Origin of the sequence: Chitinophaga polysaccharea, assembly GCF_902150045.1 — a bacterium.
GTDB lineage: Bacteria > Bacteroidota > Bacteroidia > Chitinophagales > Chitinophagaceae > Chitinophaga > Chitinophaga polysaccharea_A.
This window is the reverse complement of the sequence record NZ_CABFVU010000001.1, coordinates 39,323-56,307: the sequence shown is the minus strand read 5'-3', so window position 1 is coordinate 56,307 and position 16,985 is coordinate 39,323. Positions and strand designations below refer to the sequence as shown.

Here is a 16,985-nt window from a genome sequence, read left to right as displayed (position 1 = left end):
ATGAGGATGCAGCTACAGCAGGTACATCCAACAAAAAAAATCAGCAGGAAACAGGAGGCCCTTTATTAGCGCAGGCCAGCAGGTAGCTGGAATAGGCCTGTACGCGGAAAAGCGGAGCAGCGGCTTTTTTTACCGGTGAAATGAAAACCGGCTGAGGCCATTGCGTGGGTAGGAAGTCGTGCGACTGATGCTTCACCAGGTCGCATAACTTACATGCTATGTGAAACGTATTAAATTGATAATTCCCGTTGTCCGCATATTGCTGTTCCGTTCTTCCATTATTACAATGATGATGATGGAAAGCCTCTATCAGCGGGGTGCTCAGGAAAATAAGCAATAGGAATACCGCTCCGATCCTGGAGAATATCTGAAAGCGGTATTTTTGTTTCGTGTTCAAAATTGCAACGAAGTTACAATTTTTGATAAAAAGGTTGCGTTTTATTTTAAAAAAAACATGTGATGGTTCTTGGATCAGGAGGCTGATAAAGCCTGCCGGTATGCTGTTAGGCTAATTCCCTTTTGTTTTTTAAAAAACTTGTTCAGGTGGCTTCCATCGGCAAATCCGAATTCATCAGCCAGTTCATTGATCCGCAGATCACTGAATTTTAACCGCCATTCAATCAGCCTGATTTTGTAACCGCTTATGAATTGCTGTATGGTTTCGCCGCATTGTTTTTTAAAGTAAACGCCCAGGTAGGTTTCGGAAATTAATTGTAAACCTCGTTTTCGTTGTATTGGTGAAGGATCTTGTTCAGTTTACCATCTTTAAAATACAATCTCACAATAGAATTACCTTTTATACCTGGTTTAACATCAGTTGTAATAGAAAATCCCCATTCCGCATATTTTTCCATATCCGGATCAAAAGGTTTATTCAATGGCTTATCCGGTAAAATGATTTTCAGTTGACTGTAGGCAGGGATCTTGTAAATGGCGAGCAGTTTTGTGTAGATGTTGTTTACCAGGTCGTTTTTAAGAATGGCTGTTTCTGAAGGAAGGGCTGCAGGCCATTGATCCATCTCTTCCGGGAGTGCTCCGCCGGCACTGATATGCGCCACTTTATCGCCGGAGAACTGGATCAACGCACGGTCTATCACAACAGTGGTGTCCATCAGTGTAACAGCATCGTAATAAGGGAGCAGGTATTGCACCTGCTGCGGAGAGGAAAAAGGCTGGCGGTATACTATTGCTAATGATGAAAGATCTTTTTCATTATTCAGCTGCTGGAGCCGGTTATAAACATCCGCATAAGAGCTCCCGATCCTGATGCCCCATTTATCTCCTTTGGTAATGGTTTCTATTAATGGAAGCTGGTCTTTTTTACTACAGGAAAATAATAATATTACAGGGAATAATAAGAGGAACAGTCGTTTCATATTGTGATTCATTAATGTGACTGTTGGAAAATAAAATATTCTGAAGGAAAATTCATGCAGGGAAGGATCATTTTGGATGAAATGCCGGCTGGTGGAGAAGAAGAGGGAAAGGGAGGCGTGGGTGGAACTTATCGTGTAAGAAAATGTGGGGCAAAAAAATGCCCGGCGATTTTATATCACCGGGCATATAATTATAACGTATTTAGTTTTGCAGATCAAAACTGATAGCAATTGCAGACAGCGTAGCCAGTAAAGAATTGGCGCTGGTAGGCGGCGTGGTGCCCGGCGTACCGGTATTACCGGATGCGTTGAAAGAAAAGCTGTTGATGATATTAAGCGCTGCAAGCTCGCCCGTAGCGGGGAAGTTGGTTAAGCCGGCTGCGCCCTGTATTAATACATCGTTTACCCATAAGTGATAGGTTTGTTGTGGCAAAGCATAAGTGCTGCCGTTTTTCAGGTAGTTCCTGCCTGAACTGTTGTTGTTGCAATACAGTTCAATTTTATAGCTCCCGGTTTTATTGAATACGGTGTTGTTGATGGTGGTATAACCGTATGTGGCATTGCGGTACGACAATGTAGCAAAGTTGCCTCCGTAAAAATCCAGGCGGATAGCGCCGAAAACGCCGGGTGTATTTACAGAAGTAAGCTGGTTGGTGTTGTTAAAGGTGCTGCTGCCGGTGGTGCTGTAACCAAAGGGAATAATGAGCTGTCCGTTGGTTAATGCGGCATTCAGCTGAAGATTGAAGGTGAGTGCTGCCACTGTTTTGGCTTCATCGATATTGTACCAGGAAAATTTGGCTGGCGTGTTGGTAGAGCTGGCGGCTGTTTTCAGGCCGGGAGGATTAGTGCCCGGCTGAAGCTGATAATAGCCGCCGCAGTTAGCAGGCAGGAATACCCGTCCGTAGCCATAGGGAGGTGCAGGTAAAAATCCCGGGGCGCCTTTTATGGAGATGGATGATTTCATAGCAGTGGAATCGCTATACGTAGCTGCAGCGGCCGCGCTCAGGTCGAATCGCCAGGTGATGTATGGATTTTCCCAGCCGGTATTGCTGTTTATTTTATTGTGGATAGCATTTAACAGCGACAATGACCCGCTGGCATCCTGCAATACCTGCCAGAACATAATACCGCCGGCTTCCTGTTGTGCGTAGGCCGTTTTATTCTGGATGGTGGGAATACCATTGTAGTTGATCACGATACCATCTGCGCGGCGTACTGTATCCTTATTTTCCGCGCCGGGATATTGCGTTACCAGTTCGCTGTATCTGATGGATTGCAGGTTGCCCGAAAGCGTGTACAGGCCATAGAATGGAACGCCCACCACTATTTTATCTGCCGCCATGCCTCTTTGTCCTTTCCAGTAATCAACATGTTGTTTTGCATAGCTGTAAGGCGAATGTTCATCGCCGGCTTTATCATAAGCCATTACGTTGATGAAGTCGAACGCTGCGAGGCAGGAATCTGTTACCCGGTCGCGCGTCCACCAGGCCACCGCAGCGGTCAGTAGTTTCCCGTTGGGTTTAAGCTGTGCCGACAGTCCGGTGATGAATGCTTCATAGTTTTCATCGATGTTGTCTCCTTCCAGGTCCACATCAATACCATCCACGTTGTATAGTGAAACGAGGTTCACTACTTTGGTGATAAAGGCTGCCCTGTTAGGCGCTGTAAGCAGGTTGGCGTACTGGCTTTGATTGGATCCGCCGCCGAGCGATAAAAGCACTTTAACGTTGTTGAGATGCGCCTTGGATACAATGGTATCCAACCCGGTGCCCTGAGATGCGGGGAAGTTACCGTTTACATCCGGGTTGAAGAAAGCAATATTCAGATGGGTCACCTTTGAGAAATCAAATGCATTGATATGATCTGCGAGGGTGGAAGTATATTTTGGAAGATAGGCTACTATCTTAAAACCGGCCGGCTGCAATTGCAGGGTATGCGTTTGCCCGGGTTTGTTGATATAAAACATATCCCGGATCTTGGTACAGCCGGAAACAAGTAATACAAAGAGGACTGATAATACTAGTTTTTGTTTCATGTTTTTTTGGTTTAAATGAGCAGTGAATAATAGGGAGTGTATGAATAGCTGATCGTGCAACATTGCCGGCGTAAGATTTCCCTTTGGTTTTACTTTGCAGGGCATCAGGGAGCAGCACAGTAGCGCTCCTGCGCCTGCCCGGTAAATTGATGGATTTATACTTGCTTTAGCAGTACTTATACATGGCTGCAGTGATACTTAGGACATACTGTAAACGTGCTGGCAACGGGGTGTTAATGTGAAGTAGAGGTGGACTTGATCGGCAATTGATTGATACCCATTGAATTATGTACACTTTTTTCCGGGCCTGTTATGCCCCTTCCGGATTCTTAAATATATGGATATCAAATAGTTATTTAAAATAAAACAAATTTGCCTAAGGTAGGTCCTTTAACCCAAAAACACGCCAATATAACCGTTGCCGTTATGCCGCCGGGAAGTGGGCGGTGTGTGGCTATGTATCAGTATGATCCAGCAATGATTACAGAAGTGATTTGGGATGGATCTGTTTTTTACCTTAAATTCGTGTACGTACACAAAAATAACGTTTATTTCCGTATATCCAAGTAGTGGCGTAAAAAATATCCGGCCATTTACTGTATAGGAACAACGCCGGGTATATGCTGGCAACAGCATAACGTCGCACCAGGGGATGAATGAAAACAGGATTAAATTAGTACTTTTGGTAGCGCGGCAGGTTTAACGCCGGGATACATAGTTTGATGTATAACAGGCTTTACATGAAAGTATATGAAATGTTGTTGCCGTAACAGGCTTTACACGGAAACCGATGTTGCCGGCTTTTATGTGGAATCCGCTGTACCGGAATAACAGGCTTTACGTGGAAAACAAATAATCCGCTGTTGTAAACGGGAATAATTGAATGCTCAATCAACCAGTTAATGAAAGATATAAAAGAAGCCGCATTGGTGGGCGTGAAAGAAATTGCCAGAAGGGCGAATGTTTCTATTGGCACCGTAGACAGGGTATTGAATAACCGTACCGGTGTGGCAGATAAAACAAGGGAGAAGATACTGGAAATTATTAAGGACCTGGATTACCAGCCTAATATTATGGCAAGACGGCTGGCATCCAAAAGGCTCCTGCACCTGGCCGTGCTGATCCCGGCAGCATCCGGCGAAACGGGATACTGGAATGCGCCGCTGAATGGTGTAAGGCAGGCCGCAGCAGCGATAAGGGATTTTGGAGTAACCGTAGACATCTATTTTTTTGATCAGAATGATAAAACAACTTTTACCGCCCGTGCTGCTGAAATTTTAAAGAAAGATTACCAGGGTATCCTGCTGGCGCCAATGTTTGAAGAAGAATCCCTGAACTTCACCAAAAAATGTAAGGCGAAGAAAATTCCCTTTGTATTCATTAATTCAGATCTTGAAACCGAAACCGGCCTGAGTTATATTGGCCCCGATCTATACCAGAGCGGCTACCTGGCGGCGCATCTTATCAGTTATCTCGTAAGGGAAGGGCAGCAGGTACTGATTGTGAATATCTCCAGGGAAATGGATCTGCATCACCACCTGTTGAGAAAAGAAGAAGGCTTCAGGGCTTATTACAAAGCACATCCTGCAGATATACAGATCAGGAAAACCGATATACGCCAAACCGATTATAAGTCCGTGAAAAGCAAGCTGCACAAGGCATTGGCCAAAACGCCCGCCGATGTGATTTTTGTTACCAATTCAAGGGTGGCCACCGTAGGCCGCTACCTGGAAGAAGCCGGGCTTACACATATCAGGCTGATAGGCTACGATTTCCTGGCGGAAAACATCGACTACCTGAAAAGATCCGTGATCGATTTTCTCATCTGCCAGAAACCGCAGGAGCAGGGGCACAAAGGCATCATGGCATTATATGATCATCTTACACATGCCGCTGTTATTGAGCGGCAGCAGTATATGCCTATCGATATCATCACAAAAGAGAATTATCTTAACTACCGTAACTGACCCGTTTTTACATCTTCCAAAAAAAAATATTTTACGACAGATAGCATTTTCTGGATTTTATTTCTATATTCGTGTACGTTAACGAAGATGATGGTTTTGTAATTCCCCGTCACTTTCGTTAACTGAATGGAATTGTGCTTTTGGGGGCGATTCCTCTTTTTTACCTTTTTTTCGTGTACGTTAACGGTGTTTTTCATCTGTCGTTTTAACAGCCTGTATTTTTTCATCGTTTGGTATTTAGTCAACCAAAATGCGCTGCGCTTTATTCCGGATAAAGAGCAGCCAACGGGTATTTATTGATCACTGCTGTGTACTTATCGAATTAGGAACCAAAATCACTACCACCATGAATGCAATTGTCAAGTTTAAACATCTGTACCTATGTATAACGATGTTGGCAGCCTCCCGGCATTACGCTGCAGCACAGGCTCCGGGAGTTGTAAGGGGTGTCATCACAGATGAAAAAGGCGCTATCGTCCCCGGCGCAAGCATCTATAATAAAAACAGTAAGGAAACAGCCATCTCCGGCAATGATGGCGCTTATATGATTAAGGCCGCCGGCGGCGACAGTATCATTATCCAGATGATAGGTTATGAGCGCTTTGGTTTCCTTACAAGAGCGCAGCGGCAGGTAAATGTAAAGCTATTATCGCGCTCCGAAACACTGAAAGATGTAGTGGTAACGGCATTGGGTATACGAAGAGAAGAGCGTGAGCTGGGATACGCATTTTCTGAAGTAAAAGGAGAGGATATCAATAAAGCAAAAGAAACCAATGTGATCAACTCCCTCGCGGGAAAAGTGCCGGGCCTTATCATCAACAGCACCGCCGGCGGGCCGTCGGGCTCTTCCAGGGTGATCATCCGCGGCAATACCAGCATTACAGGCAATAACCAGCCCCTGTATGTGATAGACGGTATCCCTATGGATAACTCCAACTACGGCCAGGTAGGCGATACAAAATTTGCTGAAGGCGTGGATATGGGAGATGCCATTTCTGCCATCAACCCGGATGATATTGATAAGATCAGCGTACTGAAAGGACCCTCTGCTGCCGCGTTATATGGCAGCAGCGCGGCTAATGGCGTTATACTGATCACCACAAAGAAAGGTGCCCGCTCAAAAGAGCTGGGCGTAGAGCTTAACAGCACCGCTACTATTGAGAACCAGCTCACCAAAGTAGATGGCAACCAGTACCTCTACGGGCAAGGCCGCTCGGGGCAACTGCCACTGGATCAATCGCAGGCGCAGAGCACCATGTTCACCAACTTCGGCCCACGGCTGGATCCCGGTCTCAGTGTGATCGGGTTCGATGGCGTAACCAGGCCCTATGCCCTCGCCAAAAATAATTTCGGTAGCTTCTTCAGAACCGGATCTTCACTGAATAATACGCTGTCGCTAACCAATGCCACAGACAGATCCAACTTCCGCTTCTCGGTATCAGACCTGCGGTATAAAGACATCCTGCCGAACAGTGATATCCGCCGCAATAACTTTACCTTCAGCGGGCGCTCCAAATTCGGCAACAAACTGGATGTGGATGTAAGGGCCACCTACCTGAATGAAAAAGTGAACAACAGGGCGGGACTGGGAGATGCGCCAACCAATGTGGGACAAAATTTTAACGGCCTCGCCAACAACATCGATCAGTCCGTTTTTTCCGATACCTATAAAAGCAAACAAGGCGAGTACGTGGAATGGGGCGGTGGCCCATACCGCCTCAATCCTTACTGGGTACTGTATGAAATGTCGAACGTTACGCTGAAAGACAGGCTCACTGGCGCTTTTAACGCTACCTATACAGTTAATAAGTGGCTGAGTTTACTGGCAAGGGCTTCTACAGATATCACCTTCCTGGATTACCGGAAGTACAGCCCACGCACCACGCCGCTGGCGCTTTCAGGCATGATGAATGTTACGAACCAAAAATATTCCACTACCCAGGCTGATTTCATGGCTACCATTACAAAAAAGATCACGCCTGATCTCAACTTCTCTGCCAGGCTGGGCGCCAGTTTGAACAAGCGGGTAAGAAAGGGAACCAATGCCACCTATTCCAATATGACGGTGACCGATGTTATCAGCATCAACAGCTACCAGGATAAAAGCCTGGAAGAGAATAACCAGCGCAGGGAAATAAGGTCAGCATATGGATTGTTTACATTTGCCTATAAAAACTATCTGTACCTGGATGCTACGGTTAGAAGGGATGCATCTTCCACGTTACCTGAGAATAATAACGTATATACGTACCCGTCAGTATCTTCCAGTTTCATTTTTACAGATGCGTTTAAGATGAAGAGCGATGTATTGTCGTTCGGAAAAATAAGGGCTTCATGGGCAGAAGTAGGAAACGATACCGATCCTTATATGCTGGATGTATATTACAGTTTATACCCGCTGGCATTCAACGGCGTGCAACCGGCTAACCTGGCCACTAAAATACTGCCTAATATAAACCTGCGGCCTACCAGGACCCGTTCATTTGAAGCAGGTACCAACCTGAAATTTTTCAACGGCAGGTTGAATTTTGACGCTACTTATTATACTTCCCATTCGAGAGACCAGATCAATATTGTTCCCGCTCCGCTCTCTTCCGGTTATCCGAAACAGATCATCAATGCAGGTATGATCACCAACAAAGGGATAGAGTTGTTGTTATCCGGCACTCCTGTATCCGGAAAGAACTTTTCCTGGGATCTTACCCTGAACTTTGCACGGAATATCAATAAGGTGGAATCGCTGGCAGATGATGTGCCTTTTATTACTTTATCTGAAGCAAGATGGCTTGGTCTGCTGGTAGCAGCTATGCCGGGTCAGAAGTATGGCGCTATCCTGGGGTATGATTACCAGCGGGATCCTGATGGAAATGTGATCCTGAACCCCACTTCCCTGAACCCCATGCCCACAACCGATAGAAGAGTATTGGGAAAAGGCGTGTTCGACTGGACCGGCGGAGTGGTGAGCCGGCTGAACTATAAGAACTTCAGTCTCAACGCTGCTTTTGATGTAAAGTATGGCGCGGATATTTTTTCCATGACCGACCTGTTTTCCGTAGTGCGGGGCAGTAGTGTGAAAACCCTTCCCGGACGGGAAGAGTGGATACAATCCGAGCAGGAGCGCCTGGCCGCAAAGAAATCGCTCGGCGAATGGCAGGCTATGGGAAAAGTAAGGGGATATGTGCCTGAAGGCGTGGTACAAACCGGTACCGGTACAGATGGAAAACCCGTGTATACCAAAAATACGAGAGCAGTGGATCCTTCTGTTTACTGGAGTAATTTTTATTCCGATGGCAATGGTATTGCCGTACCCTTCATTTATAAAGCTACTTATGTGAAGGTGAGGGAAATCACTTTGTCGTACCGCCTGCCGGGCACCTTCAACAAGAGAACAGGGCTTAAAGATGCTTCTGTAAGCTTTGTGGCAAGGAACCCGTTTATCATCTATAAAGACATTCCCAATGTAGATCCCGATTCCAATTATAATAACGGCAACGGGCAGGGGCTGGAATATGGATCGCTGCCATCGAGGCGGGGCTGGGGAATTAATCTGAATGTTAAGTTCTAAATGATCAAAACATGACAGACATGAAAATCAACAACAATCATCCAATGAGATATATTATACCAGCGCTGCTGCTGCTGTTATCGGCCTGCAGCAAGTTCGGCGACCTGAACACCGATCCTACAAAGTCCAGTAAAATAAATCCCGAGAACCAGCTGATATTTACGCAGCTCTGGTTTTCAGGTGACCTGTCCACACAGGAACGGACCAATAGTATAGTACTGATGCCGATGATGCAGCAGTTGGGCGCCGCTTATTATGCGCGTGTGGGTGGTATGTATATCAAAGACATTACGCGCCTGTGGGTGATGTGGGAAAACAGTTATCAGAATGATGTGGTGAACATAGTGGACGCCGTGGAACGTACCAATGGCGTGGCCGGGCAAACCAATCTCAATGCCATCTGCAGGATCGTGAAAGTATACACCTTTGCCAGGCTCACGGATCTTTATGGGGATATTCCCTACTCGCAGGCCGGCAGCGCGTTTTATACACAGGTAAAGCGCCCGGTGTATGATCTGCAGCAGGACATCTATAATAATTTTCTCGAAGAGCTGAAAACGGCTTCTGCACAGCTGGATCCCGCGAAAGATAAAGTACCTAACGAAATTTTTTATAAGGGAGACATCAACGCCTGGAAGAAGTTCGCCAACTCGCTTCGTATACGGCTGGCGCTTCGCCTGGTAAAACGCGACGCGGAAAAAGCAAAGAAGGAAATACAGGATGCCTTCAATGCTGCAGGCGGTGTAATGAACAGCAGTTCAGATAACTGTATCACCAAACATATGGACATACAGAATAATTATTCCGATCTGCGTGGTAACTCCGTATCAGTAGCTATTAACCAGCAAAGCGCCATGCCGAAAATAGTAAGCACTTTCCTGGATCAGTTGAAGAGTACCAACGACCCGCGACTGAATTATATTCCCCGTTGTTATAAACAGAACATACCGCTGAAGCCTTTTGAAAGGGAAGATATTACAGCGCAGGTGAAGGCCAGTGTGATAGGGCTGGTAGGCTCCAAACCGGGGAAGTATGTGTATGAAGACTGGGTAGGCCCTGTTACCATTAAACTTGCCAATGGCACCAATTATAGCGCAGTGAACGGTGATCTTAAATGTGAGATCAACAATTGTTTTATCCGTAACAACGCTCCCTTCCTGCACCTGACCTATGCAGAAGTGGAGCTGTTACTGGCAGATGCTTCCGTGCGCCTGGGGCTCACACTGGGCGCGGATGCTGCCACTCATTACAATAAAGGGGTAGAAGCAGCCATGAAACAGCTGAGCCTTTACCCTGGCGGACCGGTGATCCCCGATGCAGAAATAGCGGATTTCTTAACCAATAATCCCCTGCAGGCGGGTACTGAATTAAAGCAGATCAATAACCAGTTATGGATTGCATTAATGCTGAACGGGCCGGAGTTGTTTGCCAACTGGCGCAGAACAGGATATCCCCAGTTGCTGCCTACACCCAACAATGAATCTACTTCCACTACCATACCAAGAAGGTTCCAGTATCCGCTATCTGAAAAAGAGCAGAACAAAGTAAACGTGCAGGCGGCTATTGACCGCATAGGAGAAGACGACTGGTTGAAAAGAGTATGGTGGGATAAAGAATAAATATCCAAAAACAGGTATAAAAATATTCACTGATGAAAGGATCAACTTATTTATTGCTGGCGTTTTTAACAGGATGCTGCTTCTTTGCCGCATGTAAAAAAGACGAGGCAGATACACAGGCAGAAGGCAGGCCGTTTACACCCCGCGTATTCAATGATGCGTCGGTTTTCCCGGAAAACCCGGATAGCGTACGGGTGATGTCAATCGGGGAAACATTGCCATTCACCGGTTTGCAATATTCCCCGGGAGGCAAAACAAAAATCTCCTGGAAAGTAAATGATGCAGAAGTATCCACTGCCGACAGTTTCCTGTTCAAAGCCGCTGAAGGCGGCGCATTCCGTATCCGGCTGGAAGTATCTTACGGGGGATTCACTACCGCCAGGTATCGCGATGTGTTTGTAATACCTGATACCTATAAGAAGAAAGACGCTGCCAGCGTAGTACTGGCCTACCTGAATGATACTGCTGGTTATAAGTATATCGACTGGAGCACTATCACACACCTGGCCTATAAGGTGGCCACCATTAATGCTGCCGGCGTGGTGGATGTATCAAAGGGAGAACCGTACCGCAAGGCAGAAGAGCTTACCGGCAGGGCCCACCTGAATGGCATACCGGTATTGCTGAGTATCAGCGGCGCCCTGTCCGGCGACGGATGGAGCGTGAGCCAGAGCAACAACTTCGGCGCAGTGATCACCGATGCCACCAAAAGAGCGGCGTTGGTGAAGTTCATTGCCAGTTATATTGCTGCAAAGAAAATGGATGGCGTAGACATCATGATGACAGACATCAACGCTTCATCTGCCATCATCAATGATAATATTGCTGCTACCGGCCTGTTGCTGAACGAACTACGCGCAGCGCTTGGCGCAAACGCTATCATTTCCGTAACAGTGCCTGTTAACCAGTATTACAGCCGTTATCCCGATCTCTCCGCCGCCACCTGGCTGAATGTGCATGCATTTGAAGACGGGCAGCATGTAGGCCCGGGAAAAGTACCGGGGCAGCCTTCAGGATATAATTACTTTGTAACTGGTGCAGAGCTCTGGAAAACAAAGTATCCTGCCTCAAAGCTGGTGATCGGTATACCTGCCTTCGGACTGAGATATAACCAGCTGGATGCCAACGGGAACAACCTGGGCTGGACATCCTATAACTATATCCCTTACAAGGACATCCTGGCGGCAGTACCCACCGCAGCCGATAAAGAATACGCGGATATTTCAAAAGGCGTATATTTCAACGGGTTGCCGCTGGTTACACAGAAGGCAGGCTACTTAAAGCAGAACGGTTTCCTCGGCGCATATGTCTGGACGGGCGATTATGATGTAAAAGGCGCTAATTCTTTAACCGCTACCATCTTCAATTTATTAAAATGAGTATACTGCAGCGCATCTCTATCTTTCTTATTACCCTCATCTTTACTACCCATGTAAAGGCACAGTTCAAAGTAGTGGGCTATATACGCGCCAGTGGCGATATTGTATCAGACCTGCGGAAATTGGACCTGGGAAAGGTGACTCATTTAAACATAGCATTTATCAACCCGGATACTTCCGGATACTTCCGGGCATTTCCGGCACTGGATACCGTAGTAAGCATAGCGCATGCCAGGAAAGTGAAAGTACTGATGTCCTGTGGTGGTGGCAGCCGGCATGTTTACTATGCCCGGCTGTTGTCGGACGGGTGGAGGCCGGCAGTGGTGGACCGCTTCATTGCATTTGTAGACCGTTACCAGCTGGATGGTATAGATGTGGATATTGAGGGAGATGATATAGACAGTAACTATGAGAACTTTGTGGTGGCGTTGAAAACGCCGCTACAGAGCCGGCGTAAGCTGCTTACCGCCGCCCTGGCCTATTACACCCGTAACAGGATCTCTGATAAAGCCCTGCAGCAATTTGATTTCATCAACATGATGGCGTATGATAAAACAGGGCCCTGGCGGTTAACCGATCCTGCCCAACATGCGCCGATGTCGTATGCTGTGGATCACCTGGATTACTGGAGCCATGAAAGGAAAGTACCGAAGGAAGAACTGGTGCTTGGCCTGCCGTTTTACGGTTATGGCTTCGGGCCGCTGCCGGATACCAATAGAATTTTCAGGTCTATGTCCTACAAGGATATTATCGCCCGTTTCCCGGGGGCGGAAAAGCAGGATGAGATACAGTTTCCCGGCAACGGCGGCACGCTTTATTATAACGGCATGCCCACTATACGTGATAAAACGGCGCTGGCGCTGCAAAGAGGCGGTGGCGTAATGATCTGGCATTTGCTGGGCGATAGCAGCGGCACTCATTCTTTGCTGAATGTAATTCATGAAACAGTTGAGAAAAATAAATAGCACTATGAAAGCAAAACGGTTATTAACAGCGGTGTTATTATTGGCCATGTATTTTTCAGCAGCAGGGCAGGCCGATACTTTTCGTGTGAAAGGCTTTCATCTCGACCTGCGCATACAGGTCATGAAGATGCCGGCACTGAAAGCATTTGCACGGCAGTTAAGCGAACATGGCATAAACACCCTGGTGATGGAATGGGAAGCTTCCTATCCTTATCAGCAACATGCTGTTATTTCTAACCGTTATGCCTATACGCGTGAAGAAGTTGTGGATTTTGTAAAGTACTGCAATGGATTAGGGATAGATGTAATTCCCCTTCAGCAAAGCTTTGGCCATGTGGAGTATATCCTCCGCCACTGGCGTTACCGGGAGCTGAGGGAAGACCAGAAAGATTATTCACAGGTAAATCCTGTTAAAGAAGAAGAATGCAAAGCACTTTTCAGGGATCTGTATAAAGATCTTATCTCCACACATACCTCCCGCTACATCCATATTGGCGGTGACGAAACTTACTTGCTTGGTCATTCGGAAGCCTCTAAACAAAAGGTGGAAAAGGTGGGTAAAGGGCGTTTGTATGGCGACTATATAAAAATGCTTTGCGAGCTGGTGGTAAGCCTGGGTAAAGTACCGGTAGTATGGGCGGATATTGCGCTGAAATACCCGGATGCATTGCAGGGATTACCTAAGCAAACCGTTTTCATCGATTGGAATTACGGCTGGGACCTTCACCGTTTTGGTGATCATGAAAAACTGATGCACAGCGGGTTTGAAATATGGGGCTCGCCGGCTCTCAGGAGCGGACCGGATAATTATTTCCTGGCCGACTGGGAGAAGCATTTCAAAAATATCCATGACTTCATTCCACAGGCGCGGGCCCTGGGTTATCGCGGAATGATCATGACTTCCTGGTCTACCTCCGGCCTGTATTCCCCTGTATTTGAAACGGCTACTGATATTACCGATCTGTATGCTATCCGCAGGGTGTATCCTATCACTGGTTTTGATATGCTCATAGCCGCTTATTTTGAAAGTTTGCGTACCACCGCACCGTTGGATGCATCGCAGTTCATTACCGGTTATTGCCGCCGGATGTATGGCTTTAACGACGCGCAGGCTATGACATTCTGGAATGCACTGAAGAAAGCGCCTTATGAAGTATCGCAGGGGATGGTAGTGAAGCAGGGAGTATCCCTCACTGCTTTGCTGGACAGTGCCAGGGAAACCGCTGCAGTGCTACGTTCCCTTAAACCGGTTAAAAACCGGTCCGGCTTTGCGCATTTCGGGTTAATGAATGATATCAGGATCTTTTACCTGTCCTGTTTGATTGTAGAAGCTAAGATGAATGACGTGAATTATACGCGCGACAAAGCGCCTGCTTTACTGCAACAGTTGAACAACCTGCAACCGGAACAGTTGAATGAGCGTTTCGCGCAGATGAACAAAGATGTGTTATATCCCTCGGAGATCAACACGGAGAATACCTTGCGTAATGAAAGATGGAACCTGTTAAAAAATAAGCTGGAAGCTAACAAATGACACAAATGAATATGCCCGCAGTGCTGGTGAAGAAGAGAAACGATACCGTCCCGATTGTGATCATCGGGTTGATGTTTTTTATTTTCGGGATGGTGACCTGGATCAATGCTATCCTGATCCCTTACTTTAAGATTGGTTGTGAGCTGAATAATTTTCAATCGTACCTGGTAGCTTTTGCATTTTACATTGCTTACCTGGTAATGTCGCTACCCGCCGCTTACCTGCTGAAGAGAACCGGGTTCCGGAAAGGGATGATGACCGGTTTCTGGATAATGGCCTCCGGTACCTTGTTATTTGTGCCTGCCGGTATGATGAGGGCATACCCGCTTTTCCTGGCCGGCCTTTTCACAACAGGACTTGGTCTGGCTATCCTGCAAACCGCCGCCAATCCCTACATTACCATACTTGGCGATAGAGAGCGGGCAGCGCAACGGTTCAGCATTATGGGCATATGTAATAAAGCCGCCGGTATACTGGCGCCGCTTTTATTTGCAGTAGCTGTTATCCGTCCTGGTGATCAAACGCTTTTTAAGGAGCTGGACGGGATGCCCTACCCGGAAAAAGCTGTGGTGCTGGATCAGCTGATCCAGCGGGTGGTAACGCCTTATGCAGTGGTAACAGCTGTTTTGTTTTTGCTGGGGTTGATGATCAGGTTTTCTCCTTTACCGGAAATAGATACCGATAAACAAGATACCGTATCCGGTGCATTGCATACGAACAGGAAGAGTGTATTGGATTTCCCTCACCTGGTATTGGGGGCGGTAGCTATTTTTTTTCACGTGGGATCGCAGGTGATAGCGGTAGATAGTATAATCAATTATGCATCCGGTATGGGCATGCCTTTCCTGGAAGCGAAAACATTTCCGTCGTATACGCTATCGGCCACCATTACGGGGTATATACTGGGCATATTATTGATCCCAAGGTTTTTGTCGCAGCTCACCGCGCTCCGTATCTGTACCTTACTGGGACTTTTATTCAGCTGTATGATCCCGCTTATCCATGGTGAAGTGAACTTGTTAGGACACCGTACAGATGTATCTGTTTGGTGTATTGTATTGCTCGGGTTCGCCAATTCCATGATATGGGCGGGTATATGGCCGCTGGCGCTTGATGGCCTTGGGCGGTTTATAAAAACAGGCGCATCACTGCTGGTGATGGGGCTGTGCGGCAATGCCATCCTGCCGTTGCTGTATGGCTATTGGGCCGATAAATATGGCCTGCGGGCTGCTTACCTGGTATTGCTGCCTTGTTATGCTTACCTGATCTTTTATGCTTTTTATGCCTATGGTATGAGGAGCTGGAAACATAAAACCGGGATTGAAAAATGAAATACCTGAAGATATATAACGGTACAGTGCTTACACCACAGCGCACCATTAAAGATGGCTGCGTGATTATTGCGGATGGTATAATTGAAGAAGTAAGCGACAGGAACATTGATGTACCCGGCGCGATAGAAATGGATGCCCGTGGAAAATATATTGCACCCGGGTTTATTGATATGCATGTGCATGGAGGGGGCGGTCATGATTTTATGGACAACACGCTGGAGGCATTTTTGCAGATTGCCGCCACTCATGCCCGGTATGGCACCACCGCCATGATGCCTACCACCCTGAGTTGCGACAAGCAGGATCTGCTGGATACGCTCCGTATCTATGAGCAGGCCGATAAGCAAAACCATCGTGGCGCCGCCTTTGCAGGGCTCCATATTGAAGGCCCCTACTTTTCCATGCAACAGAAAGGCGCCCAGGATCCACGTTATATCCGTGATCCTGACCCGGAAGAATATACGGAAATACTTTCCCGTTCCAACGCCATTAAAAGATGGAGCGCTGCGCCGGAATTACCTGGCGCGCTGGCATTCGGGAGGTATTTGACCGGCAGGAATATCCTGGCTGCGCTGGCGCATACAGATGCCGTTTATGATGAAGTAGTAAAAGGATATGAAGCAGGGTTTACACATGCCACGCATTTTTATTCCTGTATGTCGGGTGTTTCCCGGCGCAATGCATTCCGGTATGCCGGCGTCATTGAAAGCGCCTATCTCCTGGAAGGCATGACGGTAGAGATCATTGCCGACGGTATTCATTTGCCCCCGCCTTTGCTGAAGCTGGTGTATAAGATCAAAGGGCCTGAACGTACGGCACTGATTACAGATGCCATGCGCGCCGCCGCTATGCCCGAAGGACCCTCCGTATTGGGCAGCTATAGAAACGGGCTGGAGGTAATGGTGGAAGATGGTGTGGCCAAACTGCCGGACCGCAGCGCTTTTGCGGGTAGTGTGGCTACCGCGGACCGCCTGGTTCGCAACATGATAGAACTGGCGGAGGTACCCCTCCGGGATGCTGTAAGGATGATGAGTGAAACACCAGCCACTATCCTGGGCATACAAAACAGGAAAGGAACACTGGTAAAAGGGAAAGACGCCGATGTGGTCATCCTCGGCAACAACATACACATCGATGTTACTATTGTAAACGGTAACATCGTGCACATGACGGAAGAAAATCTTTCCGGTCATCTCATTAAATAAAACAAA

At 47.2% G+C, this 16,985-nt stretch carries 12 protein-coding genes; 8 read left to right on the top strand and 4 right to left on the bottom strand.

Annotated elements, in window-relative coordinates; translation table 11 throughout:
• Positions 1 to 40: 40 nt before the first annotated feature.
• From FN124_RS00290 to FN124_RS00275, 4 genes are all read right to left on the bottom strand, one after another.
• Complete coding sequence (locus FN124_RS00290; RefSeq protein WP_142682800.1) at positions 41 to 397, bottom strand: hypothetical protein; 357 nt, start codon at positions 395 to 397, stop codon at positions 41 to 43.
• A gap of 74 nt (positions 398 to 471) precedes the next feature.
• Positions 472 to 708, bottom strand: a complete 237-nt coding sequence (locus FN124_RS00285; protein WP_260607432.1) for a helix-turn-helix domain-containing protein — start codon at positions 706 to 708, stop codon at positions 472 to 474.
• The gene (locus FN124_RS00280; protein ID WP_142682799.1) at positions 708 to 1,376 is read right to left on the bottom strand and encodes a hypothetical protein; all 669 of its coding nucleotides are present in this window, start codon (positions 1,374 to 1,376) and stop codon (positions 708 to 710) included. Before FN124_RS00280 ends, FN124_RS00285 begins: the two co-directional genes overlap by 1 nt.
• A 202-nt stretch (positions 1,377 to 1,578) precedes the next feature.
• On the bottom strand, positions 1,579 to 3,411 hold the full coding sequence (locus tag FN124_RS00275) for a glycosyl hydrolase family 18 protein (protein ID WP_185937032.1): 1,833 nt from the start codon (positions 3,409 to 3,411) through the stop codon (positions 1,579 to 1,581).
• A 902-nt stretch (positions 3,412 to 4,313) separates the two neighbouring features.
• On the opposite strand from FN124_RS00275, the gene FN124_RS00270 reads away from it, so the two are divergent.
• From FN124_RS00270 to nagA, 8 genes are all read left to right on the top strand, one after another.
• Positions 4,314 to 5,378 carry a LacI family DNA-binding transcriptional regulator gene (locus FN124_RS00270; RefSeq protein WP_142682797.1) on the top strand — a complete coding sequence of 355 codons (1,065 nt, stop codon included), beginning with the start codon at positions 4,314 to 4,316 and terminating at the stop codon, positions 5,376 to 5,378.
• Between the two features lie 346 nt (positions 5,379 to 5,724).
• Positions 5,725 to 8,943, top strand: a complete 3,219-nt coding sequence (locus FN124_RS00265; protein WP_185937031.1) for a SusC/RagA family TonB-linked outer membrane protein — start codon at positions 5,725 to 5,727, stop codon at positions 8,941 to 8,943.
• A gap of 11 nt (positions 8,944 to 8,954) precedes the next feature.
• Positions 8,955 to 10,562: a SusD/RagB family nutrient-binding outer membrane lipoprotein gene (locus FN124_RS00260; RefSeq protein ID WP_142682795.1), complete on the top strand. Its 1,608-nt coding sequence runs from the start codon at positions 8,955 to 8,957 to the stop codon at positions 10,560 to 10,562.
• Between the two features lie 32 nt (positions 10,563 to 10,594).
• Positions 10,595 to 11,941, top strand: a complete 1,347-nt coding sequence (locus tag FN124_RS00255) for a glycoside hydrolase family 18 protein (protein ID WP_142682794.1) — start codon at positions 10,595 to 10,597, stop codon at positions 11,939 to 11,941.
• Positions 11,938 to 12,906 (top strand): glycosyl hydrolase family 18 protein, encoded by a 969-nt coding sequence (locus FN124_RS00250; protein WP_142682793.1) that lies wholly within the window; start codon positions 11,938 to 11,940, stop codon positions 12,904 to 12,906. The genes FN124_RS00255 and FN124_RS00250 overlap by 4 nt, the downstream gene beginning before the upstream one ends.
• Positions 12,907 to 12,910: 4 nt before the next feature.
• Entirely contained in the window at positions 12,911 to 14,440 is a 1,530-nt protein-coding gene (locus FN124_RS00245) for a beta-N-acetylhexosaminidase (protein WP_142682792.1), read from the top strand.
• A 5-nt stretch (positions 14,441 to 14,445) separates the two neighbouring features.
• Entirely contained in the window at positions 14,446 to 15,771 is a 1,326-nt protein-coding gene (locus tag FN124_RS00240; RefSeq protein WP_260607280.1) for a sugar MFS transporter, read from the top strand.
• Positions 15,768 to 16,979, top strand: coding sequence for an N-acetylglucosamine-6-phosphate deacetylase (gene nagA / locus FN124_RS00235; protein WP_142682790.1), 1,212 nt, complete (start codon positions 15,768 to 15,770; stop codon positions 16,977 to 16,979). Before FN124_RS00240 ends, nagA begins: the two co-directional genes overlap by 4 nt.
• Positions 16,980 to 16,985: the final 6 nt, after the last annotated feature.

Coding starts and splice junctions, on each gene's coding strand:
- FN124_RS00250 (WP_142682793.1), top strand. CDS start 11,938: ATGAGTATACTGCAGCGCATCTCTATCTTTCTTATTACCCTCATCTTT.
- FN124_RS00275 (WP_185937032.1), bottom strand. CDS start 3,411: ATGAAACAAAAACTAGTATTATCAGTCCTCTTTGTATTACTTGTTTCC.
- FN124_RS00270 (WP_142682797.1), top strand. CDS start 4,314: ATGAAAGATATAAAAGAAGCCGCATTGGTGGGCGTGAAAGAAATTGCC.
- FN124_RS00260 (WP_142682795.1), top strand. CDS start 8,955: ATGACAGACATGAAAATCAACAACAATCATCCAATGAGATATATTATA.
- FN124_RS00255 (WP_142682794.1), top strand. CDS start 10,595: ATGAAAGGATCAACTTATTTATTGCTGGCGTTTTTAACAGGATGCTGC.
- FN124_RS00265 (WP_185937031.1), top strand. CDS start 5,725: ATGAATGCAATTGTCAAGTTTAAACATCTGTACCTATGTATAACGATG.
- nagA (WP_142682790.1), top strand. CDS start 15,768: ATGAAATACCTGAAGATATATAACGGTACAGTGCTTACACCACAGCGC.
- FN124_RS00245 (WP_142682792.1), top strand. CDS start 12,911: ATGAAAGCAAAACGGTTATTAACAGCGGTGTTATTATTGGCCATGTAT.
- FN124_RS00240 (WP_260607280.1), top strand. CDS start 14,446: ATGAATATGCCCGCAGTGCTGGTGAAGAAGAGAAACGATACCGTCCCG.
- FN124_RS00280 (WP_142682799.1), bottom strand. CDS start 1,376: ATGAAACGACTGTTCCTCTTATTATTCCCTGTAATATTATTATTTTCC.